Annotated in this window: 19 protein-coding genes and 2 pseudogenes; 9 read left to right on the top strand and 12 right to left on the bottom strand. The window is 69.9% G+C overall.

All coding sequences use genetic code 11. From position 1 onward, the window contains the following. Positions 1-3 precede the first annotated feature (3 nt). Together OHA11_RS42005 and OHA11_RS42000 are read left to right on the top strand one after the other, a co-directional pair. Entirely contained in the window at positions 4-1,278 is a 1,275-nt protein-coding gene (locus OHA11_RS42005) for an acyl-CoA dehydrogenase family protein (protein WP_266505864.1), read from the top strand. Between the two features lie 153 nt (positions 1,279-1,431). Further along, positions 1,432-1,890, top strand: a complete 459-nt coding sequence (locus OHA11_RS42000; RefSeq protein WP_266505863.1) for an Rrf2 family transcriptional regulator — start codon at positions 1,432-1,434, stop codon at positions 1,888-1,890. Between the two features lie 14 nt (positions 1,891-1,904). Here OHA11_RS42000 and OHA11_RS41995 read toward each other — a convergent pair. After that, positions 1,905-3,184: pseudogene (locus OHA11_RS41995) on the bottom strand (sulfite oxidase). A 174-nt stretch (positions 3,185-3,358) separates the two neighbouring features. Between OHA11_RS41995 and OHA11_RS41990 the strand changes: the two are divergent. From OHA11_RS41990 to OHA11_RS41960, 7 genes and pseudogenes are all read left to right on the top strand, one after another. After that, positions 3,359-5,839, top strand: a pseudogene (locus OHA11_RS41990) (discoidin domain-containing protein); the annotation flags it as partial. A gap of 73 nt (positions 5,840-5,912) precedes the next feature. Continuing rightward, on the top strand, positions 5,913-7,010 hold the full coding sequence (locus OHA11_RS41985; protein WP_266505861.1) for an enolase C-terminal domain-like protein: 1,098 nt from the start codon (positions 5,913-5,915) through the stop codon (positions 7,008-7,010). A gap of 32 nt (positions 7,011-7,042) precedes the next feature. Further along, complete coding sequence (locus OHA11_RS41980) at positions 7,043-8,428, top strand: ABC transporter substrate-binding protein (protein WP_266505859.1); 1,386 nt, start codon at positions 7,043-7,045, stop codon at positions 8,426-8,428. Next, a complete protein-coding gene (locus OHA11_RS41975) occupies positions 8,425-9,357 on the top strand; it encodes a carbohydrate ABC transporter permease (RefSeq protein WP_266505857.1) in 933 nt (310 codons plus the stop codon). Before OHA11_RS41980 ends, OHA11_RS41975 begins: the two co-directional genes overlap by 4 nt. Next, positions 9,354-10,268, top strand: a complete 915-nt coding sequence (locus tag OHA11_RS41970; RefSeq protein WP_266505856.1) for a carbohydrate ABC transporter permease — start codon at positions 9,354-9,356, stop codon at positions 10,266-10,268. Before OHA11_RS41975 ends, OHA11_RS41970 begins: the two co-directional genes overlap by 4 nt. Positions 10,269-10,323: 55 nt before the next feature. After that, entirely contained in the window at positions 10,324-12,021 is a 1,698-nt protein-coding gene (locus tag OHA11_RS41965; protein ID WP_266505854.1) for a class I mannose-6-phosphate isomerase, read from the top strand. Then, positions 12,018-12,914 carry an ROK family protein gene (locus tag OHA11_RS41960; protein ID WP_266505851.1) on the top strand — a complete coding sequence of 299 codons (897 nt, stop codon included), beginning with the start codon at positions 12,018-12,020 and terminating at the stop codon, positions 12,912-12,914. The genes OHA11_RS41965 and OHA11_RS41960 overlap by 4 nt, the downstream gene beginning before the upstream one ends. 17 nt (positions 12,915-12,931) lie before the next feature. On the opposite strand, the gene OHA11_RS41955 is transcribed toward OHA11_RS41960, so the two are convergent. The 11 genes from OHA11_RS41955 to OHA11_RS41905 form a co-directional block, all read right to left on the bottom strand. Continuing rightward, positions 12,932-14,440 carry a gamma-glutamyltransferase gene (locus OHA11_RS41955; RefSeq protein WP_266505848.1) on the bottom strand — a complete coding sequence of 503 codons (1,509 nt, stop codon included), beginning with the start codon at positions 14,438-14,440 and terminating at the stop codon, positions 12,932-12,934. A gap of 2 nt (positions 14,441-14,442) precedes the next feature. Further along, positions 14,443-15,075 carry a cyclase family protein gene (locus tag OHA11_RS41950; protein ID WP_266505846.1) on the bottom strand — a complete coding sequence of 211 codons (633 nt, stop codon included), beginning with the start codon at positions 15,073-15,075 and terminating at the stop codon, positions 14,443-14,445. Further along, on the bottom strand, positions 15,072-15,923 hold the full coding sequence (locus OHA11_RS41945) for a creatininase family protein (RefSeq protein WP_266505845.1): 852 nt from the start codon (positions 15,921-15,923) through the stop codon (positions 15,072-15,074). The genes OHA11_RS41950 and OHA11_RS41945 overlap by 4 nt, the downstream gene beginning before the upstream one ends. A 67-nt stretch (positions 15,924-15,990) precedes the next feature. After that, entirely contained in the window at positions 15,991-16,473 is a 483-nt protein-coding gene (locus tag OHA11_RS41940) for a cytidine deaminase (protein WP_266505842.1), read from the bottom strand. After that, entirely contained in the window at positions 16,470-17,234 is a 765-nt protein-coding gene (locus tag OHA11_RS41935; protein ID WP_266505839.1) for an amidohydrolase family protein, read from the bottom strand. The genes OHA11_RS41940 and OHA11_RS41935 overlap by 4 nt, the downstream gene beginning before the upstream one ends. Before the next feature lie 6 nt (positions 17,235-17,240). After that, the gene (locus tag OHA11_RS41930; RefSeq protein ID WP_266505836.1) at positions 17,241-18,284 is read right to left on the bottom strand and encodes an ABC transporter ATP-binding protein; all 1,044 of its coding nucleotides are present in this window, start codon (positions 18,282-18,284) and stop codon (positions 17,241-17,243) included. Beyond that, positions 18,281-19,447: an ABC transporter ATP-binding protein gene (locus OHA11_RS41925; RefSeq protein WP_266505833.1), complete on the bottom strand. Its 1,167-nt coding sequence runs from the start codon at positions 19,445-19,447 to the stop codon at positions 18,281-18,283. Before OHA11_RS41925 ends, OHA11_RS41930 begins: the two co-directional genes overlap by 4 nt. After that, positions 19,444-20,145 carry an alpha/beta hydrolase gene (locus tag OHA11_RS41920; protein ID WP_266505830.1) on the bottom strand — a complete coding sequence of 234 codons (702 nt, stop codon included), beginning with the start codon at positions 20,143-20,145 and terminating at the stop codon, positions 19,444-19,446. Before OHA11_RS41920 ends, OHA11_RS41925 begins: the two co-directional genes overlap by 4 nt. A 5-nt stretch (positions 20,146-20,150) precedes the next feature. Then, the gene (locus OHA11_RS41915) at positions 20,151-21,236 is read right to left on the bottom strand and encodes an ABC transporter permease (RefSeq protein ID WP_266505827.1); all 1,086 of its coding nucleotides are present in this window, start codon (positions 21,234-21,236) and stop codon (positions 20,151-20,153) included. Next, entirely contained in the window at positions 21,233-22,225 is a 993-nt protein-coding gene (locus tag OHA11_RS41910) for an ABC transporter permease (RefSeq protein WP_266505824.1), read from the bottom strand. Before OHA11_RS41910 ends, OHA11_RS41915 begins: the two co-directional genes overlap by 4 nt. Continuing rightward, positions 22,218-23,885: an ABC transporter substrate-binding protein gene (locus OHA11_RS41905; RefSeq protein WP_266505822.1), complete on the bottom strand. Its 1,668-nt coding sequence runs from the start codon at positions 23,883-23,885 to the stop codon at positions 22,218-22,220. The genes OHA11_RS41910 and OHA11_RS41905 overlap by 8 nt, the downstream gene beginning before the upstream one ends. Positions 23,886-24,033: the final 148 nt, after the last annotated feature.

The following is a 24,033-nucleotide window of genomic DNA, read 5'->3' as shown; positions in this document are numbered from 1 at the left end:
ACCATGAGCGTTGCCACTGCGCCGTCCGGACCCGCCGCTGGATCCGACCAGACCGGGCCCGGCCGTGCACACTGGCTGCGCGTGGCCAAGGAAACGGCGGACGACCTGGCCACCGACGCGGTGGCCAGGGAGCAGGCGGGCAAGGCCCCGTTCGACGAGGTGTCCCGGCTGCGCGAATCGGGACTGCTGACGCTCCTCATACCGGCCGAACTGGGCGGAGGCGGCGCGGACTTGCCCACCGCCTACGCCGTCGTACGGGAGATGGCCGCGGCCGACGGCGCGATCGGTCAACTGCTGGGCTGTCACTACTTCCTGTCGAGGAGCGCCCGGTTCCTCACCGAGCCGTCTCTCACCGAGCCGTCTCTCACCGAGCCGTCGCTCGCCGAGCCGTCGCTCGCCGAGCGGGTCGAGCAGCGGTCCGCGGCGGAGCAGTGGTGCTGGGGCGGTGGTTTCGCCCGCCAGGAACCGCCTCTGGCTCTGACGAAGACGGCCGCCGGCTACGTGCTCGACGGTCGGCAGAGCTACGCCTCAGGGGTCCTGGTCGCCGATCGCCTCGCCGTGCGGGCCGTACGGCCCGATACCCGCGAACCACTCGGCGTCGTCGTCGATCCCGCTCATCACGGCGTGGTGGTCGACAGCGATGTCGACACGTTCGGCCAGCGGCTCGCGGCCGGCGGGAGCGTGGAGTTCGACGGTGTACCGGTCGCCGCCGACGACGTACTCGGCTCCCTGTCCACGGACGAGGATGTTCTGTCGCCCCTGGCCGCTCTGGCATCGCCGGTCGGGCGCCTCTTCTCCGTCCAGCTCCGACTCGGCATGGCCGAGGGTGTGCTCGCCGAAGCCCGTGAGTACAGCAGGGCGTGCCACTCACCCTGGCACCCGGACTGGCCGGTCGGGTCCCCCCAGGACCCGCAGGTGCTGACCGCCTACGGAGAACTCACCGTCCTCACCCGCGCCGCCTCCGCACTCACCGATCAGGCTCAGGAAGCCGTGCACGGCGGGCTGGCGCGCGGCGACGACCTCACCTACGACGAGTACGCGGAAATCTCCGTCCTCGTGGCCATGGCCGAAGCGGCAGCCTCCAGGGCGGCACAGGAGTCCACTTCCCGCGCACTCGACATCGTCGGCGCCGGCTCCGCTTCGTCACGGCTGGGCTTCGACCGCTTCTGGCGCAACGCTCGGACCCACACCTTGTACGAGCCCGTCGTCCACCGACTCCGCGATGTCGGGGACTACTGCCTCAACGGTGCGCACCCTCCGTTCGTCCTGCCCGTCTGACCGACAGACCCCGGAGCCCCGAGCCCGGAGCCCGGAGCGGGACTCGGCATGAGGGAATTCACCGCGCGAACGTGGGCCGGCGCCCGGGCAGGCACGGTCGGCAAGCATCGCCGTCAGGGAGACCCGACCCAACCAGTACGGGATAATGCACACATGCGGATTTCAGCCAGGGCGGACTACGCGGTACGTGCCGCACTGCAACTCGCCGCTTCGCGGGACGACGGGCCAGTGAAAGCCGAGGCCATCGCCGACGCCCAGGACATCCCGCACAAATTCCTCGAAAGCATCCTCAACGACATGCGCCGGGGCGGTCTCGTCCTCAGCCAGCGCGGCGGCAACGGCGGCTACCGGCTGGCCAGGCCCGCCCAGTCCATCAGCATCGCCGACGTCATCCGCACCGTGGACGGACCGCTGGTCTCGGTGCGCGGGGTCCGTCCCCCGGAGCTGTCCTACACCGGCCCCGCCGAGACGCTGCTCCCGTTGTGGATCGCGCTGCGATCCAATGTGCGCGAGATCCTGGAGGGCGTGTCGCTCGCCGACGTGGCATCGGCCCAACTGCCCCCCGATGTCTCCGCGTTGACCACCACCCCGGACGCCTGGGTAAACCCCTGACACGCTGGGCAAAGTCACTTCCGCGCCACGCTCACCGGATGCCGCACCACCGCGTCGAACAGGTAGCCCTGTGTGTTGGGCACGGCGATGTCCGGCTGAGTACGGCCGGCCGTGTCCGTGGCGCGGGCGAGCAGGTGGGTGGCGCCGGGCGCGTCGGGATGCCAGCCGAGTGACCAGCGGGTCCAGGTACCGGCGCGGGGCCGGTCGTGCAGGTGGGCCTGCCGCCAGTTCACCCCGCTGTCGGTGCTGACGTCGACCCGGGCGACGGCGCCCGCACCCGACCACGACCGTCCGCGGAGTACGTACCTTTGACCCGCCGTGAACGTGGCCCCGCTCGCCAGCTCGAAGGCGCTCTTCGTCGCCTGCCGGGTGAGCGGCGCGCTGCCGCCCTCCGGGTGGGAGGGGCCGAACAGCCGGTAGAAGGTGGTGTTCCAGGGTGAGTAGAGCGGCTGCGCGGACACCTCGATGTCGCCGACCCACTTGATCGACGCGATCCCGACCCAGGAGGCACCAGCACCCGCACCGGATACCCATGGTCGTGCGGAAGCGGCTCACCGTTCATCTCGTACGCGAGCAGTACGTCGTCCAGCGCCTTGGCCAGCGGCAGCGGACGGCGCACTCGGCCGAGGTTCTCGCCGCCGCTGACGTACTCGGCGTCGAGGCCGCGCGGCTGCACGTCCACGGCGTACAGGGACAGCCCCGCCCTGCGCAGCACGTCGGCCAGGCGCACCCCGCGCCAGCGTGCGACGCCGATCGCTCCCAAGGTCCACGCGGTGCCGGTGACCGTCTCGCCCTGCTGAGTCGTGTAGGAGGAGCGGCCGTTTCCGGCGCACTCGACGAAGGCGGTGCGGGTGACGGCCGGCAGGGCTCGCAGATCGTCGTATCCGAACTCCACCGGCCGGTCCTCGCCGGGGGTGCCGCGCAGCCCGCTCCCCCACAGCCGCAGCCGCCAGTCGTCGGCTTCCAGGACGGGGGTGGCGGTGTGGTTGCGCACGAAGAACAGTTCGTTGGGGGTGTGGTGGCCGGTGCCGCGCAGCGCCTCCCAGCGGGTCTCGGCGTTGGTGCCGCGCTCGGTGAACCACTCGGGCGGCAGGGGTTTGACGATTCCGGCGACGGCGGCGCGGGCGGGTCGTGTGCCACCGAGTGCGGTCCCGGCGGCGGTGGCGGCGAGCAGAGTGAGCAGCCGGCGGCGGGTGACCCCGTCGGCCCTTGCCTCACCGGCGAGCCACTGACGCAGCCTTCGGCGGTCGTAGTCGGCTTCGTGGTGGTGACCGGCGGGGGTGGGAGAAGACATGGCGGATCCTCGTCCATGAGGGGCGGAAGAGCACGACACGGTCGGTGCGGGCCAGGCCGCGGGTATCCGTCAGTACGGCCGCAGCCCAAACAACTCGGCTGCCCGGAACGGCGGTTTGGAACCCCACCCGGCACCCACCGGATCCGACCTCGCTCACCGTCCACGGACGGAGTTCACCTGCCCAAGGCCGACCAGGACCTGTCCACCGCGACAGTCACCGTGCCGCTCGTGCAGGACCTGGTGGACCTCAACGGCACCAGGACCGACCCGGTCAGCGACGTGTCCTTCCGAGGTATCACCTTCTCCTACTCCACCTGGCTCGCGCCCAGTTCCTCCGAGGGCCTCATCGAGGGCCAGGCCGGCTTCCGGATGGTCGGCAACGACCCCGACTTCGACGCGACCCGCCTGAAGTGGCAGAAGACGCCCGGCGCCGTCAATGTCGGCTACGGCCACGGCGTCGTCTTCGAGGGCAACACCTTCACCCATCTCGGCGCTGTCGGGCTCAACCTGAACACCGGTACCCAGGGCACCGACATCACGGGCAACGTCTTCCGCCAGATCGCCGCCACCGGCATCCAGATCGGCGGGGTCGCGGTGATCGACGCCCACCCCGACGACTCCCGGGACATCACCAAGGACACCAAGGTCGACAACAACGTGGTCACCAAGGTCGCCGACCAGTACAACGGCTCCATCGGCATCCTGGCCGGCTACACCGACCACACCGTGATCACCCACAACAAGGTCTACGACCTGCCCTACACCGGCATCTCCGTCGGCTGGGGCTGGGGCCTCACGGACAAGGGCGGCAACAGCAACTACTCCCCGGGGAATCTGGGCGTACCGATCTGGGACACCCCCACCACCAGCCGCGACACCAAGGTCACGGACAACGAGATCTACGACATCATGAAGTCGCAGGCCGACGGCGGTGCCATCTACACGCTGAGCTCCAACCCCGGCGGTGCGGTGTCCGGCAACTACATCCACGGCATACCGTCGCCCGCCTACGGCGCGATCTACCACGACGAAGGCAGCCGGTACTGGACGAACACCGGCAACGCTCTGTGCGACGTCGCCTACCAGTGGCTGTTCCTCAACCACGGCATGGACATCAACGCCACGGGCAACTTCACCACCCAGCCCGCCTACTCCGCCCAGGCCAACAGCACGGGCAGCACGATCAGCGGCAACACCACCGTGGATTCCTGCGCCCAACTGCCGGCCTCCGTGGTCAACAACGCGGGCCTGCAGCCGAGTTACCGCCACCTCGACCCGGGCCCCGACGTCTTGGACCACCAGGCGCCCAGCGCGCCCGGCACTCCGGTCGCGGTCACCGATTTCCCTACGGTGGCAGACCTCACCTGGGCCGCGTCCACCGACAACACCGCGGTCACCGGCTACTCCGTCTACCGCGACGGCACGCTCATCAGCGCCACCGGCAAGACCTCGGTACGCCTTCCGGGCCTGACCGCCGGGAAGACATACGCCTTCCGGATCACCGCCCGTGACGCCGCCGGCAACGAGTCCGGTCCCAGCCCGGCACTGCACGTCACCATGCCCTCAGGCGCGGACCTCGCCCTCAAGAAGTCCATCACCGCCTCGTCGTACTCGCAGGACAACACCCCGGCAAAGGCAGTGGACGGAGACCTGTCCACACGCTGGGCCCAGGGCCTGGGCCTGCCCGACCCGTCCTGGATCCAGGTCGATCTCGGTGCGTCGTACGACGTGAACGGCGCGATCACGACCTTCGAGAAGGCGAGCGGGTACACGTACCGCATCGAGGTGTCACCCGACGAGGTCCGCTGGAAGACACTCGTGGACCGCACCGCCGCGAACACCACGGCGGCGACCGACTACGCCCACACGGACGATCCGGTCGCGGGCCGCTTCGTACGACTGACCGTCACCGGATCCAGCTGGAACGGCGGCAGCATCTACGACTTCCAGGTCTACGGCACTCCCGGGACCGTCACGGACCATACGGCCCCTACGGCACCGGGACAGCCCACGGTCAAGCCGCTGCTGCCCGGCCTGGTGGATGTCAGCTGGCCCGCGGCCACCGATGACACCGGCGTGACCAGCTACGTCGTCCACCAGGACGGCAAGCGGATCGGTGTCACCGACGCCACGACACTGCGGGTCTCCGGCCTGACCGCCGCCACCGAGTACTCCTTCACCGTCGTGGCACGCGACGAGGCGCTCAACGTCTCCGACCCCAGCAAGGCGGCCGTCGTCACCACGCCGGCCGACCACGACCTGGCCCTGGACAAGCCGGTCACCGCCTCGTCGTCGTACTCCAACGACTACGCACCGGAGAAGGCGGTGGACGGGGATCTCTCCACCCGCTGGGCGCAGGGCTCGGGCCTGCCCGACCCGTCCTGGATCCAGGTCGACCTGGGCAAGGACACCGACGTCTCCAGCGTGGTGACCACCTTCGAGAAGGCCGGAGGCTACAAGTTCCGCCTGGAGTACTCCACCGACGGCACGGCCTGGTCCGTGTTCGAGGACCACACCTCCGACGCCACCTCGTCGTCGGCCGTCTACTCCTTCGCCGACAAACCCGTCACCGCACGCTTCCTGCGCCTGACCGTCACCGGTTCCAGCGGGAACGGCGGCAGCGTCTACGAGCTCCAGGCGTACGGCGGCTTCTGAGCACTCCGCATCCGAGCACTCCGCTGCCGAGCCGACACCTTTCATACGTTTCAGACGGAGAACGAAAGCCAGGATGAAGATCACCCATGTCGAGGTACACCGGATCGATGTTCCGGCAGCCAGTCCGCCCTTCCGCTGGCGCGACGGACTGAGCGGAAGCGCTCCGGTGGGCGACGGCGCGGTCCTGCACATCGGGACGGACGAGGGAGCCGAGGGAGTGGCGCTGTTCGCTCGCCCGGGCGCCTACCTCGTCCTGCAGGACCTGGTGGACCGGGTCTTCCGTGCGGAACTGGTCGGAGCCGACCCGTTCCAGCGGGAATGGCTGTGGCACCGGGTGTGGGAGCTGGACCGTATCCACGAACTCCCGCTTCCCACCCTGGGCCTCATCGACATCGCCTTGTGGGACCTGGCCGGCCGCTACCACGGCGAGCCGGTCTGGCGCCTGCTCGGCGGCTTCAGGGACGCCATCCCCGCCTACGCCTCCACCTCGACGTTCGCCGGCATCGCGGAGTTCCTCGACGTGGCGGACCAGTGCCTGGCCCTGGGGTACCGCGGTATCAAACTGCACGCCTGGGGCGACGCCCACCGTGACGCGGAACTGTGCCTGGCCCTGCGCGAGCACGTCGGTCCGAGCGTCCCTCTCATGTACGACGGGTCAGCGGGCTTCGACCTGCCCGACGCGATCCGGCTGGGGCGGGCGCTCTCCGAGGCCGACTACCTCTGGTACGAGGAGCCGATCCGCGAATTCAGCATCTCGGCCTATCAGAGGCTTGCCGAGACCGTGGACGTACCGCTTCTGGTGGCCGAGACCTCCGACGGAGCGCACATGAACGCGGCGGACTTCATCCGGGCCGGTGCCGCCACCTTCGGTGTCCGGGCCGGCACCACTCTCCGGGGCGGTATCACCGGCGCCATGCGCACCGCGCATCTCGCCGACGCCTACCGTCTGCGGGCCGAGGTGCACGGTTCGGACATTCCCAACCACCACCTGTGCATGGCCATCTCCAACACCACCTACTACGAGTCCCTGGTGACCTCGGTGAACGTTGTCCGTGAGCGCCACGTGGACGACCAGGGCCTCGTGCACGCTCCCACGGGGCCCGGCATAGCCCTTCCCCTCGATTTCGGCTACGGCAACGAGCTCCTGCCGTTCGTCGAGCAGCCGCGCTGACCGGCGCAAGAACAGAAAGGCAAGGCAAGACAATGGCGTCTTCCAGACCTCCGAGAACCAGCCGACGTCACTCGCTGCTCCGCACGGCGGCCGTCACGCTGTCCCTGGCCACCACGGCCGCCCTGGCCGGCTGCGCCGGCGCCGACACCACCACCCAGTCCTCCTCCGCCCGGCCGACGTTCAAGCCGGGCACGCAGAAGGACGGTTCACAGATCACGGTGTGGGCCGACTCGACCAGACTGCCGTCGGTGCAGGCGTACCAGAAGTCGCACCCCGACGTGAAGATGAAGATCGTCACGTACGACGGCGGAGCCGACGGATCGACGTATCTGAAGTCGAAGGTGCAGCTGTTCGACAGGACCGGCAGCGGGTGGCCGGACGTGGTGTTCGGCACGCCGACCGACGTGACCTGGGCCTCGGAGGCCACCAAGCCCGGCGCGCAGCCGTTCGCCGCGCCCCTGGACGAGAAGCTCGTACCGCAGAACACCCTGAACGGCTTCGCCAAGGGTTCGCTGACGCCCTGTCAGTTCAACGGCCACACCTACTGCATGCGCAATGACATCGCGCAGGTCGTCCTCTGGTACAACAAGCCCCTCATGGACAAGTGGGGATACACGGTTCCCACCACGTGGCAGGAGTACGAAGCCCTCGGCAAGCAGGTCGCCAAGGAGCATCCGGGCTATCTGGTCGGCTCGGTGGGCGACACCAACTCCCACGAGTCGTACTTCTGGTCGGGTCAGTGCCCCGCGTTCAGCCTGGTGAAGCCCGACACCCTGCGCACCGACCTGGGGGACCCGAAGTGCACCCGGATGGCGAAGCTGCTGGACAACCTGATCAGCGCCAAGGCCATCGCCACGCAGGGCTTCTTCAGCCAGGGATTCGCCAAGAACAGCGGCGGCAAGGTCCTGATGGCCTACGGCCCTTCCTGGTACGGCCAGTATCTCTTCAAGGCCGGCTTCAAGACTCCGGCCAAGCAGATCGCCGCGGCGCCCCCTCTGAGCTGGCAGGGCGAGAGCACGACTGCCACGGGCAACGTCGGCGGCGGCGTGTGGATGGTGTCCTCGCACAGCGCCAACCTCAAGGCGTCCACGGACCTGGTCACCTGGCTGACCACCTCCGACGAGAACCAGGCCACCGCGCCCACCTATCCGGCCTACACCCAGGCCGCGAAGGCCTGGCTGGCCAACCCGGCCAACAGGAACTACTTCGCCAATGATGTGAGCAAGCCGTTCGAGCAGGCCGCGAACGAGGTGTGGACCGGCTGGTCGAACACCAGGTTCTCGGACTCCACCGCCTGGTCCAGCGTCGTCCTCCCGGCACTGACCTCCGGAAAGAGCCTGACCGAGACGCTGCCGGCCTGGCAGCAGGAGATAGCCGACGAGGCCAGGACCCAGGGCTACAAGGTGGTCGATCAGTGACCTTGCTGGAGACCGAGCGCGTCGCCGTCTCCCCCTTGCGCCGCGGTACCACGCCGCGGCGCAAGGGCCGCGGTCGCGCGGGCTACTTCTTCGTCGCCGGCTACGCGCTGCTGCTGCTCGCGTTCGGCGTCTTCCCCACCGGGTACGCGTTCTTCCTCGCGTTCACCAATGACCGGGGCCAGTTCACCGGGTTCAACCAGTTCGTGAAGGTCGTCCAGGACTACCGCTTCGCCCCGGCCTTCACCCACATGCTGATCTACCTGGTCATGTGGCTGGTGACCCTCGTCGTCCTGGTCGTGCTCACCGCTGTGATCCTGCGCAGCCGCGTACGACCGGGCACATCGGCGCTCTTCCGCTTCCTGTACTACATCCCCGGCGCCCTCGCCGGAGTGGCGAGCGTTCTGGTCTGGCTGTTCATGCTGGACCCCGCCGTCAGCCCGGTGTCCTGGCTGCTCACCGCCATGGGGCTGAAGACGTTCGCCGCCGTCCTGGCACCCGGCAACCTGCCGCTGATCCTCATGCTGATCGCCTTCTGGACCGGCGCCGGAGGCTGGATGGTCGTGATGTACGGGGCGTTGAACAACATCCCCGACGAGGTGCTGGAAGCGGCCCGCATGGACGGTGCGGGCCCATGGCGCACCGCCTGGCACATCCAGATCCCGATGATCCGGCAGTGGATCGTCTACATGACGATCATGGCTTTCGCGACAGGCACCCAGCTGTTCGTCGAACCCCAACTTCTCCAGACCGCCAGCCTCGGCAGGGTGAGTCCCACCTGGTCGCCGAACCAGCTCGCCTACGTCTACGCCTTCCAGCAGGGCGACTTCAACGGCGCCGCCGCCATCTCCGTCGTCCTCCTCGCCGTTGGCCTCCTCGCCGCCGGGCTCCTGGTCGCTCGCTCGAACCTGTTCAAGCTGGACGAGAAATGACACAGACGACTCTCTCCCTGACGGCCGTGCGGCGGCGTGTCCGTCCTTCCAGGACCCTCCCCTTCCTGGTCGTGGGACTCCTCCTGGCCTTGCTGCTGGTGTTCTTCGTACTGCCGGTGATCTGGCTGCTGCTGGCACCGTCGAAGACCGCCGGCGAAGTGGTGCGGGACAACCCGCTCTCCTTCGGCTCGTTCCATCAGATCGGCACGGCCTGGCAGCACCTGTTCGCCTTCCAGGACGGCGCCATGACGAGGTGGTTGCGTAACTCGGCCGTCTACTCGGGCGGTTCGCTCGTCCTCACGCTGGCCGTCAGCGTTCCGGCCGGATACGCGCTCGCGCTGACGAAGTTCCGGGGACGCAAGACGCTCCTCGTGATCACCCTGGTCATCATGATCATGCCGCAGGCCACCCTGGTGCTGCCGATCTTCCTGGAACTCAACCGCTTCCATCTGATCGGCACCATCTGGTCGGTGATACTCCCCTTCTCCTTCTATCCGTTCGGCGTGTACCTGGTCTACATCTACTTCGGGAGCAGCCTCCCCAGGGACCTGCTGTCCGCCGCGCGGATCGACGGCTGCACGGAGTGGCAGCTCTTCTCCCGCATCGCGCTCCCGCTCGCCAAACCGGTGGTCGGACTGGTCGCGTTCTTCAGCTTCGTGGGCAACTGGAACAACTTCTTCCTGCCGTATCTCGTCCTGCCGAACAGCGAGCAGTTCCCCGTCCAAGTGGGCCTGAACCAACTGCTGACCTCGACGCCGTCCTTCAACCCCGTCGCCGGGGCCGGACTGAACGTCACCATCCCCGAACTCGCCCTGGCCATCATCATCGCCATCCTCCCTGTGCTGGTGCTCTTCGTCTTCTCGCAGCGCACCCTGGTGTCCGGGATGCTCGCCGGATCGAGCAAGGAATGAGCGCCTCCGCGCCGCCTTACCGCCTCACTGACGCCCTGTCCGCAAAGGAGACCGCGTGTACCGGCTCGATCCGCGCTACGCCCCCGCCCCGCAGGCCGTCCTCCACACCGGATGGCGGGCAGTGGCATCCCAACTCCCCGACGTCCCCGTGGTGGTGGCCATCGAGGGACCCCCGTCCGTCGACTGGTCCCTCCTCGGTGATCGCCTCGAACACGAGCTGACCGGGCGCGGCACCCCAGTCACCCTGCTCGACATACGGAGCCACTACGCACGGCCGACGCAGGTCAGGAGCCGTACCGAACGGCCGGCAGACGCCGACGACCCCTACTTCCACAGGCTCGCCGACAATCACCTCGACGACCTCTTCGAGATCCTCCCGGTATCCGCACCGCCGCAGGAAGGACTGCTCCTCGTCTACGGGCCCGGCGCCGCCCTCGTGGATCACGCCCTGCTCTGGTACGCCGATGTGCCCAAGCGATACGCGGAGGCCGCCGTCGGAGCGGGTGAGCCCGGCGTCAACCTCGGTCTGCCGGGCGCGAAGCCCGACTTCAGGCGGCTGTTCTACGTCGACTGGCCGATGATCGACCAGCACCGCGACGCGCTCGCACACCGCCTCGACGCCTGGCTCGACATGCAGCACCCCGACCACCCGGTGTGGATCGACGGAGCAGGCCTGCGCGCCACGTACGCCGCTCTGGCCCGCAAGCCCGTCCGCACCCGCCCGTACTTCAACTCCACTCCCTGGGGCGGCCATTGGGCACAACGCGAGCTCGGCTTCAGCCCCGACTCCCGCAACACCGCAATCGGTTACGAACTGATCGCACCCGAGGCAGGCATCCTCATCGGCACGGGACCGGAGGCTCAGGCCGAGGTGCCCTTCCAACTCATGTGCGTGCTGGAACCGGACAACGTGCTGGGGGCACAGGCGCACGCCCGCTTCGGCACATCCTTCCCGATCCGCTTCGACTACCTGGACACCGTCGGCGGCGGCAGCCTCTCCGTGCACTGCCACCCCAAGGAGTCGTACATGCGGGAGCACTTCGGCTGGGCCTACACCCAGCACGAGACGTACTACCTGACTCTCGGCAGCACCGACACCAAGGTGTACCTCGGCCTGCGCGAGGACGCCGACGTGGACGTCTTCCGCAAGGAGGTGGAGAGGGCCGTCACCGACGGAGTGCCCATGGACCCCGAGGACCACGTCCTGGCCTTCCCCGCCGAACAGGGCCAGTTGTTCATGATCCCGGCGGGCACCCCGCACGCCAGCGGCGCGGGCAACCTCGTACTGGAGATCAGCGCCACCCCCTACCTGTACAGCCTGAGGTTCTACGACTGGCTGCGGCCCGGTGCCGACGGCAACCCGCGCCCCCTGCCCTACGAGCACGGGTTCGCCAACCTGGAGACCGGACGACGCGGTGAGGCCGTCGCCCGTGACCTGGTTCAAAAACCGCGCACCCTGCGCGAGGGCACCGGTTGGCGGGAGGAGGTCATCGGCGGGCTGGCCGAGATGTTCTACGAGGTCAGGAGGTTCGTGCTCGACGCCGAGGCCGAGGCCGCCGACGACACACAGGGACGCTTCCACATCCTGAACGTGGTGGAAGGGGAAGGCGTCACGGTACACACCGAGGCCGGAGACCAGCACGAACTGGCCTACGCGGAGACACTGACCGTGCCGGCCTCGGTCGGCCGCTACACCCTGCGAGCGGCGGCCGGTGGCGGCCCGGTGCGTGTCGTGAAGGCGTTGGTCCCTTGATTCCTGTCCTGGAGATCGGCGGCACGCATGTCACCGCGGCGCTCGTCGACCTGCGCGACGGACGTGTCACCAGCCGTACGCGCGAGCCACTCGACGCGGACGGCGACGCCGAGGACATCCTCGGCACCGTACGACACTGCGCCGACGGGCTGTCGGTGCAGCCCGGTGCGCGGTGGGGCGTGGCGGTGCCCGGGCCGTTCGACTACGCAAGGGGGGTCGCCCTCTTCAAGGGCGTGGGCAAGTTCGACGCCCTGTACGGGATGGACGTGCGAGCGGCACTCCTCGACGGACTGCGGCAGCGCCCCCGCGACGTCGTGTTCCTCAACGACGCCCACGCCTTCCTGACCGGCGAGTGGTCCGCGGGTACCGTCCGCGGGCACCGCCGCGCCGTGGGCATCACGCTCGGCACCGGTGTCGGCTCGGCGTTTCTCGCCGACGGCCGTATCTGTGACAGCGGTCCCGGCGTACCGATCGAGGGGCGGATGGACCTCACCGAGATCGATGGCCGGCCGCTGGAGGACACCGTCTCCCGCCGGGCGATCCTCGCCCGCTACGGCGACCCCGCCGTCGATGTGAGCGACATCGCCGGACGAGCCAGAGCGGGGGAAGCGCGGGCCAAGTGTGTGCTGGACGGTGTCTTCACCGGGCTGGGCGTCGTGCTGGGCCCGCGCATGGTGGACTTCGGCGCGACCGCCCTGGTCGTCGGAGGCTCCATGGCCCGCTCCTGGGACCTTGTCGCCCCCGCTCTGTCCATCGGTCTCGTGCTCGGGGGCTGGACGCCGGACGACCCGCGTGCCGACGCGGATTCACTGCCGCGTACTCGTGCGATGAAGCCTGCCGGCGCCGCCGGGGACGCCGCACTGGTGGGCGCGGCCCGCGCGGCGGTGGCGTGAGACCGGCTGAGGGTGGCTCATCGGCATGCCGGGCCCACAAGGATCGCCGCGGTCCCGTCCGCCCTCGGGTCGCTCGCGGCGTCGGGCTCGCCCGCGCGCAGGCGTGCCGTCTGCACATGGCCGGCCTCGTCGTGCGGTCCTGCCGTATGGGCGACGTCCAGGCCCAGGCGGTCCGTGACGGTGGTCAGGTGCTCCGCGTCGGGGGTTCCGGGTTCGAGGAGGAGGGTGGGACGCGGGCGGTTCAGGTCGCGGGAGCCGATGACCCAGCGCGGGCGGGCGAGCAGGGCTTTCGGGTCCGGGGCGTCGAGAAGTTCCTCGGCGACCTGCGACAGGATCCACGCCTGGGCCCTGCCTCCCTGACAGCCGAGCGCGACAACACGCCCCGGGGCGGTGGCAAGTGCCGGACACAGGGTGTGCGGGGGCCGCGCCCCGGGCCGCAGCGCCCCGGGGTGCGCCGGGTCCAGGCTGAACGCCGAGCCACGGTTGTGGAGCACTACCCCAGTGGCCGGGTCCGCGATGCCTGATCCAAAGCTCTGGAACACGCTCTGGATCAGCGCTATCGCGTTGCCCTCTTCGTCGACGGCGGTGATGGCCACCGTGTCCCCGGCGGGTCTGGGGCCGGAGGGCAGCGCGGCGATGTCTCGCGCCGCGCGCAGCAGCAGGCCGTCGAGGTCCACAGCGCCCGACCGGGGGTCGCCGAGGAGCGCGTCCCGGCTCAGCTCCGCCTGCCGGGCGGCGGTGAGGCGGTCGCTGCCACGGCCGAGTACGGCCAGCAGGGACGCTCCCTGACTGGGCGGCGGGGCCGCCCACCAGGTGACGCCGTTTCCGGTCGTCGTGCTCAGCGGGACGGTGTTCTCCGCGCGGTGGCCGGCGAAGTCCGCCGCGTCGAGCAGGCTGCCGCGTTCACGCAGGCCCGCGACCAGGCGCCGGGCGGTCGGGCCGGTGTAGAAGTGGCGCCAGTCGTCGGCGAGTTCCGCCAGGGTCGCGGCGAGTGCCGGCTGGACCAGGGTGGCTCCGACGGACAAAGGTTCTCCTGCCTTGTCCAGCATCAGCGCCGACAGCCCCGGGTCGGCCCGTACGACGTCGAGGCGGTGGTGGATCGCCCGGGCCAGGCCCTCGCTCACCGGAACGCCGCCATCGGCCAGGGCGATGGCCGGGGCGAGGCTGCGGGCGAGCGGCAACCGCGCCCCGAGACGGGCGAGTTCCGCCCACCCGGCGACCACTCCTGGGACCGTCACCGTGTGCGGGCCGCCGGCCGGCATCCGGTCCCCCGCCGCCCGCAGCGGTGCCGGGTCGGCGGCCGCCGCCGCGGCTCCTGCCGAGAGCACCGCGCGGACAGTGCCGTGCGCGCCGTCGCGGACCAGTGCCACGAGGTCGCCGCCGATGGAGCACTGGTGCGGGTAGGCCACCGTGAGCGCGGCCGCGGCGGCGAGTGCGGCGTCGATCAGGCCGCCGCCGGCGGCGGTCACCTGGCGCGCCGCCTCGATGGCCGCGGGATGGGGTGCGGCGATGGCGATCGTGGCCACGGTCAGTCCCGGGTGGTGAGGATGGCGCGGGCGAAGGAGCCGTCGGCGCCGACCAGTTTGGTGGGCAGGCAGGTCAACTCGTAGGTTCCGGCCGGTACTTGGTCGAGGTCCGCGTTCTCCAGGATGAGCACGCCGGCGCCCAGCAGGGAATGGTGGACGTCCCAGGTGTCGGTGCGGTGATGGCTCTCGATGGTGAGGTAGTCGATGCCGATGAGTTCGACCTCGTGCTCGATCAGCCAGTCGGCCGCCTTCGGGGAGAGGCCCACCCACTGCGGGGCGCGCTCGGTCTCCTTGAGGGGGCCCGCGGAGTTGGAGGTCTTGAGCAGGACGCGGGTGTGTCCGGCCGCCCCGCCTTCTTCCAGGTGGTGCGGTTCCACGTCGCCCTCGACATGGGTGAGGTCGATGACGAGGGCGGGCCCGACCAGCGAGTACAGGGACACCTCGTCGATGGGGGTGGCGCCGTCGCGGAAGTGGGCGGGAGCGTCGACGTGCGTGCCGGTGTGGGCGCCGAGCCGCCAGCGCGTGACGTTGGAGGCGTCGCCGTTGGAGAGGGACTCGACGACCTCGACCTCGGGCTTGCGTCCCCAGTGCAGCATCTCGGGGTGGATGGGCAGGGTGATGTCGTAGATCTTCACGCGGTCGCTCCAGGACGGTGGGTCGGGTCGGGCCAGGGTTCGCGTACGGCGGCCGACACGGCTCGGGCGGTGGTGAGCAGACAGCGGTCGAACTCCTTTCCGCCGTGCTTGGCGTCGGCGTCAGCAACGTCACGGCCCCAGACGCCGGTCTCGCTGACCTGGTCCATCCGGTAGTCCCAGAAGGAGTCCACGTCGACGTGCGAGGTGGCCTTGTCCATCGTCACGAGTTCGGGGTGGAGGTGGAGCATGACCGAGGTCTCGAAGAAGTTGGCGTGCATCAGCGCCCGGCCGTACTGGACATGCCCGTCGACCTCGGGGCCGGGGTACATCGTCACGTAGCCCAGGGCCCGTACGCGGGCGTCGCGGTGGCGCACCCGGAGCTTCTCCGCGGACACGTCGAGCGCGCCGTTGTTCCAGATGTGCCCGTTGAGCAGGATGAACTGCCGTACTCCGGAGGCGTACAGGGAGTCGATGACGTCCTCCACCACGGCGATCAGCGTTTCCGGGCGCAGCGCCACCGTGCCGCCGAAGTCGCCGTGGGAGGCGGAGACGCCGAAGCTCAGCGGTGGCACCACCGGTACGCCGGTGAGGGCGGAGACGCCGAGGGCGACGGCACGGCAGATGAGGGTGTCGACGGCCAACGGCAGGTGGGGACCGTGCTGTTCGGTGGCGCCGACGGGGATGATCACGGCGTTCTGTGCGGCCGCGGTGGTCTCCGCCTGCTGCCAGGTCAGTTCCTCCCACCGCACCGGGACCCCGGAGCCGCCCAGTTCGGCGGCGAGTGCGGGAACGTCCAGGCCGGTGGGGACGGGCGGCTGTCCGGAGAGCTCGGGGACGGCTGGTGTCATGGTGCTTCCTTCTCCGCTGAGGTCACAGTGCTTGCTTCGTCCGGGCTGCCGGGTTCGCGGCCGGGGTTCACCATGCGCGCCGGCTCTTGTCCGGCAGCAGGTCGAGGGCCCTGACCGGGACGACCTCGTTCTCCTCGACCGTGGTGATCCAGACCGTCGCGTCCGGGCTGTAGTCGCTGATCAGTTCCCGGCACACGCCGCACGGCGCGATCACCCGGAACCGTCCGGCGGGCTTGATCTGGACGGAGACGACCGAGGTGACCTCCAGCGGCCGTTCGCCGGGGTATGCCCCGCGGGCCGCTCCCAGGGCGACGCCCTCGGCGCAGATGGAGCTGCGCCGGCAGGAGCCTTCGAGGTGGACCCCGGTGTGCACGGCGCCGTCGGCCGTGCGTACCGCGGACGCGACCTCGTGCCGGCCGTCGCGCCAGACGCGGGCCAGCAACTCCTGTGCCAGGGTGAGCAGTTCGGCGTCGTCGTCGCTCATGGACGCAGGGACGGCGACGCGCGCGATGGCGGTGGTGGGCGCCGTGCCGGAAGGCGCGGCGCTCATGCGGTGATCCCGAGCAGACGGGCCATGTTGCCGCCCTCGACGAGCGCACGGTCCTTCTCGTCCGGTATCGCCTTCGCGATCTTCATGCGCTCCAGGTCGAAGTCGGAGCCGGGCCACTCGCTGCCCATGAGGATCTTCTCCGGCCCCAGTCGGGCGTAGGCCCGCTTCACGTCGCTCATCAGCGTCGCCGAGGTCTCCAGGTACACATGGGGCTGCCGCTCGGCGACGATGATCGCTTCGGGAACGTTCCACACCGCTCCCATGTGGGCGATGACCGTGGGGACTTGAGGGTGGTCGCGGGCGATCTCCTCGATGGCCAGGGGGGCGCAGAAGGAGTCGTCCAGGGCGTTGACCAGGACCATCAGTCCGCGCCGCGCGCATGCTTCGAACAGCGGGTCCAGCAGGCCGTGGTCGGCGACGTGGTAGCCGTGCAGACTCGGGTGGAGCTTGAGGCCCACCAGGCCGGCGTCGGCCATGTGGTCGATCTCCTCGATGGCGTCGTCGGCCTGCGGGAGGACCTGCCCGAAACCGAAGAAGCGGTCGGGGTGGGCGGCGACCAGGGAGCTGATGAAGTCGTTCTCGATGCGCTGGGCGAGCGAGCAGATCATGGCCATGTCGACGTCGGCGGCGTCCATCCGGTCCAGGATGCGCCGGGGTTCGAACGGGGTGTACGGCGGCGGCGCCTGACCCTTGCGGACGCCGGTGAGGTAGTCCGAGCGTCCCCGGACGTCCTGGGTGGTGTTGTACGCGTCGATGATCACGCGGGATCAGCCTTTCTCGGTGGAGCCGGGCACCCGGGGCAGGTGGCAGCGCACGGTACGGCCGGGTGCGATGGTCCGCAGTTCCGGCATGCGGGTACGGCACTCGGCCTCGGCGAAGGGGCAGCGGGTCTGGAACAGACAGCCCTCCGGCGGATTCGCGGGATCGGGCAACTCGCCCTCCAGGACCCGTCGTTCGCGCCGCCCGCCGGGGCGCAGGGACGGAACCGAGGACAGCAGCGCTTCGGAGTAGGGGTGGGCGGGGCCGGAGAAGAAGTCGTCCCGGGACGCGACCTCGATGATCTGCCCCAGGTACATGACGGCCACGCGGTCGGCGATGTGCCGTACGACGCCCAGGTCGTGGGAGATGAACAGCATGGTCAGGCCGCGCTCGCGGACCATGTCGGAGAGCAGGTTCAGTATCTGCGCCTGGATGGAGACGTCCAGTGCGGAGACCGGCTCGTCCGCCACGACGAACCTGGGCGAGGAGGCCAGTGCCCGGGCGATGCCGATGCGCTGGCGCTGGCCGCCGGAGAACTCGTGCGGCTTGCGCGGGCCCGCCTCGGCGCCGAGGCCCACCCGGTCCAGCAACTCGGCCACGACCGGCCCGGCTTCGGCCCGGCTCGCGCCGCGCGCCCGCAGCAGCGGTTCGGCGACGATGTCGGCGATCCTGCGCCGGGGGTTGAGCGAGCCGAACGGGTCCTGGAACACCATCTGGAGGTCGGCGCGGGTGCGGCGCAGCCGGGTGCCCCTGAGCCGGGTGATGTTCAGGCCCAGGAAGTCGATGGTGCCGGACGCCGGCTCGATCACCCGCAGCAGGGCCCGGCCCAGAGTGGACTTCCCGCATCCCGACTCACCGACCAGGCCCAGCGTCTCGCCTTCGCGGATCTCCAGGTCTACGTCGCGCAGGGCCCTTACTCTGCCGCCCGAGCGTCCGCGGTACTCGACGCGCAGCTTCTCGGCCCGGATGAGCGGCGTCCCGGGCGGCGCCGGGGATATCGGAGGCGTCGGGCCGGAGGCCGCGGTGGCGGATGTGGCCGGTGGCGAGGTCATGGGCGCCCCTTCTCGTTGCGTACCGGATGCCGTTCCACCGGATCCCGTTCCGTCCGCACCGGCTGCGGGTCCGAGTCCGGGTCCGAGTCCGGGTCCCGGTCCGGGTCCGGGTCCCGGTCCGGGTCCGAACTGGCATCGCGCGCCGCCTGGCGTACGGATCCGGTCAGGACGCAGGCGTCGAGGTGGCCGGGTCCGCCGTGGCGATGGAGCAGTTCGGGCTGCTGTGCGCACGCGTCGTGCGCGAAGGCGCAGCGGGCGGCGAACGCGCATCCGCTGGGGCGGTCCACACCGGTCAGCGGGCTGCCGGGGATGGCGGGCAGCCGGTCGGCGACCGGTCCGTCGATCGGCGGCACGGAGCCCAACAGGCCGATGGTGTAGGGGTGTTGGGGATTGAACAGCACCTCGTCGCGCGCGCCCTGCTCGACGATGCGGCCGGTGTACATCACGGCGACGCGGTCGGCGACCTCGGCGACGACTCCCAGGTCGTGGGTGATCAGGAGGACGGCGGTGCCGTGGTCGGCGGCGGCCTGCTGGAGCACGGAGAGGACCTGTGCCTGAATGGTCACGTCCAGTGCCGTGGTGGGTTCGTCGGCGATCAGGACGGCAGGGTCGTTGGCCAGGCCCATGGCGATCATCACACGTTGGCGCATGCCGCCCGACAACTGGTGGGGCAGGGCGCGGGCGTTGGCACGGGGGTTGGCGATGCCGACCTCGCCGAGCAGGTCCACGGCCCGGTCCATGGCCGTCGCGTACGGCATCCGGTTGTGAGCGCGCATCATCTCGGTGACCTGGGCGCCGACCCGGTGCAGCGGGTTGAGTGCGGCCAGGGCGTCCTGGAAGACGACGGCGATGTCCTTGCCCCGTACCGAACGCAGTTCGCGCTCGGACGCCTCGGCGAGGTTGCGGCCGCCGAAGGCCACCTCGCCGCTGATGTGCGTGCGCGGGCCCCGGTTGAGGCCGACCAGACTCATGGACAGCGCGGACTTGCCCGAGCCGGACTCGCCGACCAGCGCGAGGATCTCGCCCTGGTGCAGGGTCAGGTCCACGCCGGCGACGGCCGGAAGCCGGCCCGAGGGGACGTCGAACCCGACCCGCAGCCCGCGGACGTCCAGGACCACGGGCCGGCTCGCCTGCCCCTGCACGGCGGCCGCGGGCCCGCTCACGACGTGCCGCTCACGGCCGTGGCCGCGGTGTGGATCAGGTCGGCCACCCGTTGCGGGTGCACGAGCGTGGTGTAGTGGCTGCCGGGGACGTGCTCGGTGACGGCCCCCATACGGGCGGCCATGTCGCGCTGCGCGTCCGGGCGCAGGGTGCGGTCGTCGTCGGCGACCAGATACCAGGAAGGCAGGGTGCCCCAGGCCGGCTTTCCGGTCGGCTGGGTGAAGATGAGGTTCTCCGCCTTGCGGCCCTCGGCCTCGACGACGGCCCGGTGCGCGGGAGACAGGTCGGGACCGATCTCGGCCCAGAACTCCTCGCTCGCCTCCGACTTCCACTCCCCGTTCGGGCCGCGCCGCATGTACGCGGAGATCTCCGCGGGCTCGTAGCGTTCGACGATGCCGTTGACGGTCTCGCCCTCGTCGGGGCCGAAGGCCGCGACGTAGACCAGGCCGCGGACGGCGGGGTGCCGGCCGACGTTCGTGATGACCGCGCCCCCGTAGGAGTGGCCGACGAGGAGCAGCGGTCCTGCCGTCCCCTCGATGAACTCCTCGACGACGGCGGTGGTGTGGGCCACGTCCTCCTCGAGAGAGGTCAGGGGGTTGGTGACGGCGACCGTTCGGTGACCCCGGGCGGCGAGCAGGGGCTCGACCTCCGACCAGGTGGTGGGGCGTCCGCCCGCTCCGTGGACCAGCACGATGTCCATGCGGCTCAGCCTTTCCGTATGCGTGGATCGAGGATCATGTAGAGCATGTCCACCGCGTAGTTGACGAGGACGAACAGCAGGGCGATGGCGAGCGCTGCCCCTTGCACGACGGGGTAGTCGCGCTGGAGCACGCCCTGCACCAGCAGCCGGCCGACGCCGCCGTAGGAGAAGACGGTCTCGGTGATGACGGAGCCGCCCAGCAGGGACCCGAACTGCAGGCCGAGGACCGTCACGATCGGCAGCCAGGAGTTGCGCAGGACATGGCGGCGGATCACCGCGGACTCCGTGAGCCCCTTCATCCGGGCGGTCCTGACGAAGTCGTCGCCGAGGACGTCCAGGACCGAGGCGCGCACGATACGGGTGATGTAGCCGGCCATGGACAGCGCCAGGGTGGTGGCGGGCAGGATCAGGTGCTGGATCCAGGGGCCGACCAGTTCGAAGCGGTCCTGCAGGATGGCGTCGAGGAGGACGAAGTTGGTCGTGGGGCGGTAGTCCAGCGAGCTCGGCAGCCGTCCCAGCACGGGCAGCCAGCGCAGCCAGACGCCGAAGACGACGATGGCGATCACTCCGAGCGCGAACCAGGGCAGGGAGAAGCTGACGGTCGCCACGGTCCGGGTCGTGGTGTCGATCCAGGTGCCCTTGCGCAGCGCGGCGACCACCCCGGTGACCACGCCCAGGAGCACGGCCACGGTCATCGCCGCCAGGGTCAGTTCGATGGTGCCCGGAAGCGCGTCGCCCAGCAGACTCAGGACACTGTTGGACCCGAAGAACGATTCACCGAAGCGCAGATGCACCAGGTTGTCGAGGTAGGTGCCGTACTGGGTGAGCAGCGGCTGGTCGAGTCCGAGGGCCTCGCTGGCCCGGGCCTCGTTCTGCGCTATCTCCGCGGCCGTGAGGTTCGTTCCGCCGCCCGCCAGGGAGGCGGTGGGCGAGCCGGGCAGCAGGCGCATCGCGAGGAACACCAGGGTCGCCAGGGCGAACAGGACGACCGGGATGCCGAGGAGCCTGCGGAACATGGCCCACAGGGCGTCGACCCGTTCCGACCGGGGGCCTTGCGGGCGCCGCAGGCGCGGCAGCGGGAGGGCGCTCATGCGGTGCCCTTCGGATCGAGCGCGTCCCGCAGGTCGTCGCCCACGAAGTTGCAGGCCACGACGAACAACAGGGTCAGGGCCGCCGGCAGCACCACCAGGCGGGGCGCCGAGTAGAGGAACTCCTGTCCGGCCTGGACCATGTAGCCCCAGTCGGGGGTGGGCGGCTGGATGCCGAGGCCGAGGTAGGACAGACCGGCGGCGAAACCGGCCGCGACCGACAGGGTCATGACGACCTGGGCCACCATCGGCCCGGCGATGTTGGGCAGGATCTCCTGCACCAGGACGCGCGGTGTGCGGGTGCCTCCCAGGCGTGCGGCGACGATGTAGTCCCGGGCCGTCTCCCTGGCCGCGAGCGCCCGGGCCAGCCGCGCCAGACCGGGGGCGAGGGCCACGCCGACCCCGACGACGAGGCTGGTGGTGCCCGGTCCGGCCGCGGCGACCAGCAGAATGACCAGGAGGATGGACGGGAAGGCCAGGGCCAGGTCGACGGCGCGCATCAGCACCTGTTCCACGACGCCGCCCGCGTAGCCGGCGAGCAGGCCGACGCCGGTGCCGACCACGGCGGCCAGAGCGGTCGACGCGAACGCCACGAACAGGAGCGGCCGTGCCCCGTGCACCAGCCGGGCCAGTTCGTCCCGGCCCAGGTCGTCGGTGCCGAGGAGATGGCCGGGCGAGCCGAAGGGCAGCATCGCCGAGGAGGTCTGCCGGACCGGGTCGGCCGAGATCAGCAGGGGCCCGACCAGGGCGACGAGGACGATCGCGACCAGGAACACCCAGGACACTCTCGCGGGCCAGGACGTGCCGATGCCGAGCTGCCGCAGCTTCGCCACCCGTCCCCGGCCACCACCGCCCCGCCCCCGGTGGGCACTTCGGATCGCGCCACCGGAAGCGGGGGCCGCGGCGAGCGCCTCGGTCGTGCCGAGGCCGGGACCCGGGTGACCCACGCCGGAACCCCTGTCGCCGAGATCGGGACCCGTCTGGTCAGACACTGGCTTTCTCCATGAAACAGCGGTGGTTGCCGAGTGCGGCGGTGTTGATGCCCTTCACCCCGGCTCCGCTGACCACCAGGTTGGTGGAGCAGGCCAGCATGGCGATCACCATGTACTCCTCCGCCCAGCGCCGCTGGATCTTGGAGTAGGCGGCGGTGCGCTTCTTGCCGACCGGCAGGTTCTTCGCCTCCAGCAGGTCCTCGGCCATGGAGTCGACGCCGTCCAGCGTGTCCAGGCCGGTGATGGTGCTGCCGTAGAGACCGGCGGGGTTGGCCATGGAACCGACCATGTTGTTGGGGTCGGGGACGTAGGAGTTGCGTTCCCAGATCATCAGGTCGTGGTAGTCGTCCTTGCCGTCGCTGAGCCGGCTGAAGTACGAGGCGGGGTCGACGGAGGTGGTCTTCACCTTGAAGCCGACGTCCTCCAGGTTCTGCTTGACGATCTGCGCGGCCTTGGGGTGCCAGGAGTCGCTGGCCGCCATCAACCCCAGCTCGCGGCCCACCGCTCCAGCCTCCTTCAGGAGCTTCTTCGCCTGTACGAGGTTCTTCGTGCTCAGGTCGGCGAGGCCGGTGTCGTAGCCGTTCTGGGCGGGCGGGATCGCATAGCCGTCGGGCTCGCTGCCGACGCCGAAGAACGCCTGCTGGACGATCGCCTTGCGGTCGATGGCCAGGTTGATGGCCTTGCGCACCGTCAGCTCGGGAACGCGCCGGGCGTCGATCATCAGGATCGCGTCGAAGCCCTCCTTGGTGTCGTGGACGGTGACCGCGGGGTCGGACTTCAGCTGTTCGACGGCCGAGTAGGGGGTGAACTGGGTGGCGGACACGTCCCCGCTGAGCAGCGAGCTGACGATCGCCGAGGGGTCCTGCACCTGGCGCAGGACCAGACGGTCGATCGGCGGCCGGCCGAGCCGGAAGTCGTCGAACGCCTCAAGCGTGATGGCCTGGCCGGAAGTGGCCGAGGCGAGCTTGAACGGGCCGGTGCCGACGAGGTGCTTGCCTATGTCGGACCCGTACTTGTCGAGGGCGGCCTTGGAGATGACGCGGCCGCCGATGTCGGAGAGCTGGGCCAGCACGGTCCGGTCGGGCGCCTTGAGCACCAGTTTGACCGTGAGGTCGTCCTCGGCGGTCAGCGAGGCGACGTTGTTGCCGAGGGAGGCGAGCGGTCTGGAGGCGCCCTTCGGCAGAGTCTTGTTCTCCGGGTCGAACTGCCGGTTCAGGGTGGCCAGGACATCGGCGGAGGACAGCGTCGTACCGTCGTGGAATTTCACGCCGTCGCGGAGGGTGAAGGTGTACGTCAGCTGGTCGTCGGAGATCTTCCAGCTCTTGGCCAGGTCCGGCGTGGGTTCGTTGGACTCGAAGGAGATGAAGGTCAGGCCGCGGCAGATACAGTCCACCGCCATCCAGTCGCCCAGCGTCGTGTAGAAGGCGGGGTCGTTGACCGCGCTGGTGGAGTCGATCGCGAGGGTGAGGGTGCCGCCCTTGCCGGATCCGCCACCGGACTTCTCGGACCCGTCGTCGGCCACACCGCAGGCGGCGAGCAGCGGGGTCAGTCCGAAGCCCACTCCGACGCCGAGGAGGCCGGCGCCGCGCAGCATGGTCCGGCGGGAAACCTGCGGTTCGGCCGGGCGTAGTGCGGGTGTTCCCTGCGACTGATCCGGCATGAGGGCCTCCTTGGGGCACCGTTCCTAGGAAGGAATGGATCTAATTGCGTCTTGATTGGATCCAAAATCATCGTGTCCGGCCCGCGATTCCGAGCCGTGTCCCGGGTGTTACGAGCACATGAACCGACGTCTTGTGCCCTAACTGCCG

It is taken from the genome of Streptomyces sp. NBC_00878 (assembly GCF_026341515.1).
Taxonomy (GTDB): domain Bacteria; phylum Actinomycetota; class Actinomycetes; order Streptomycetales; family Streptomycetaceae; genus Streptomyces.
This window is presented reverse-complemented; position numbering and strand designations above follow the sequence as displayed.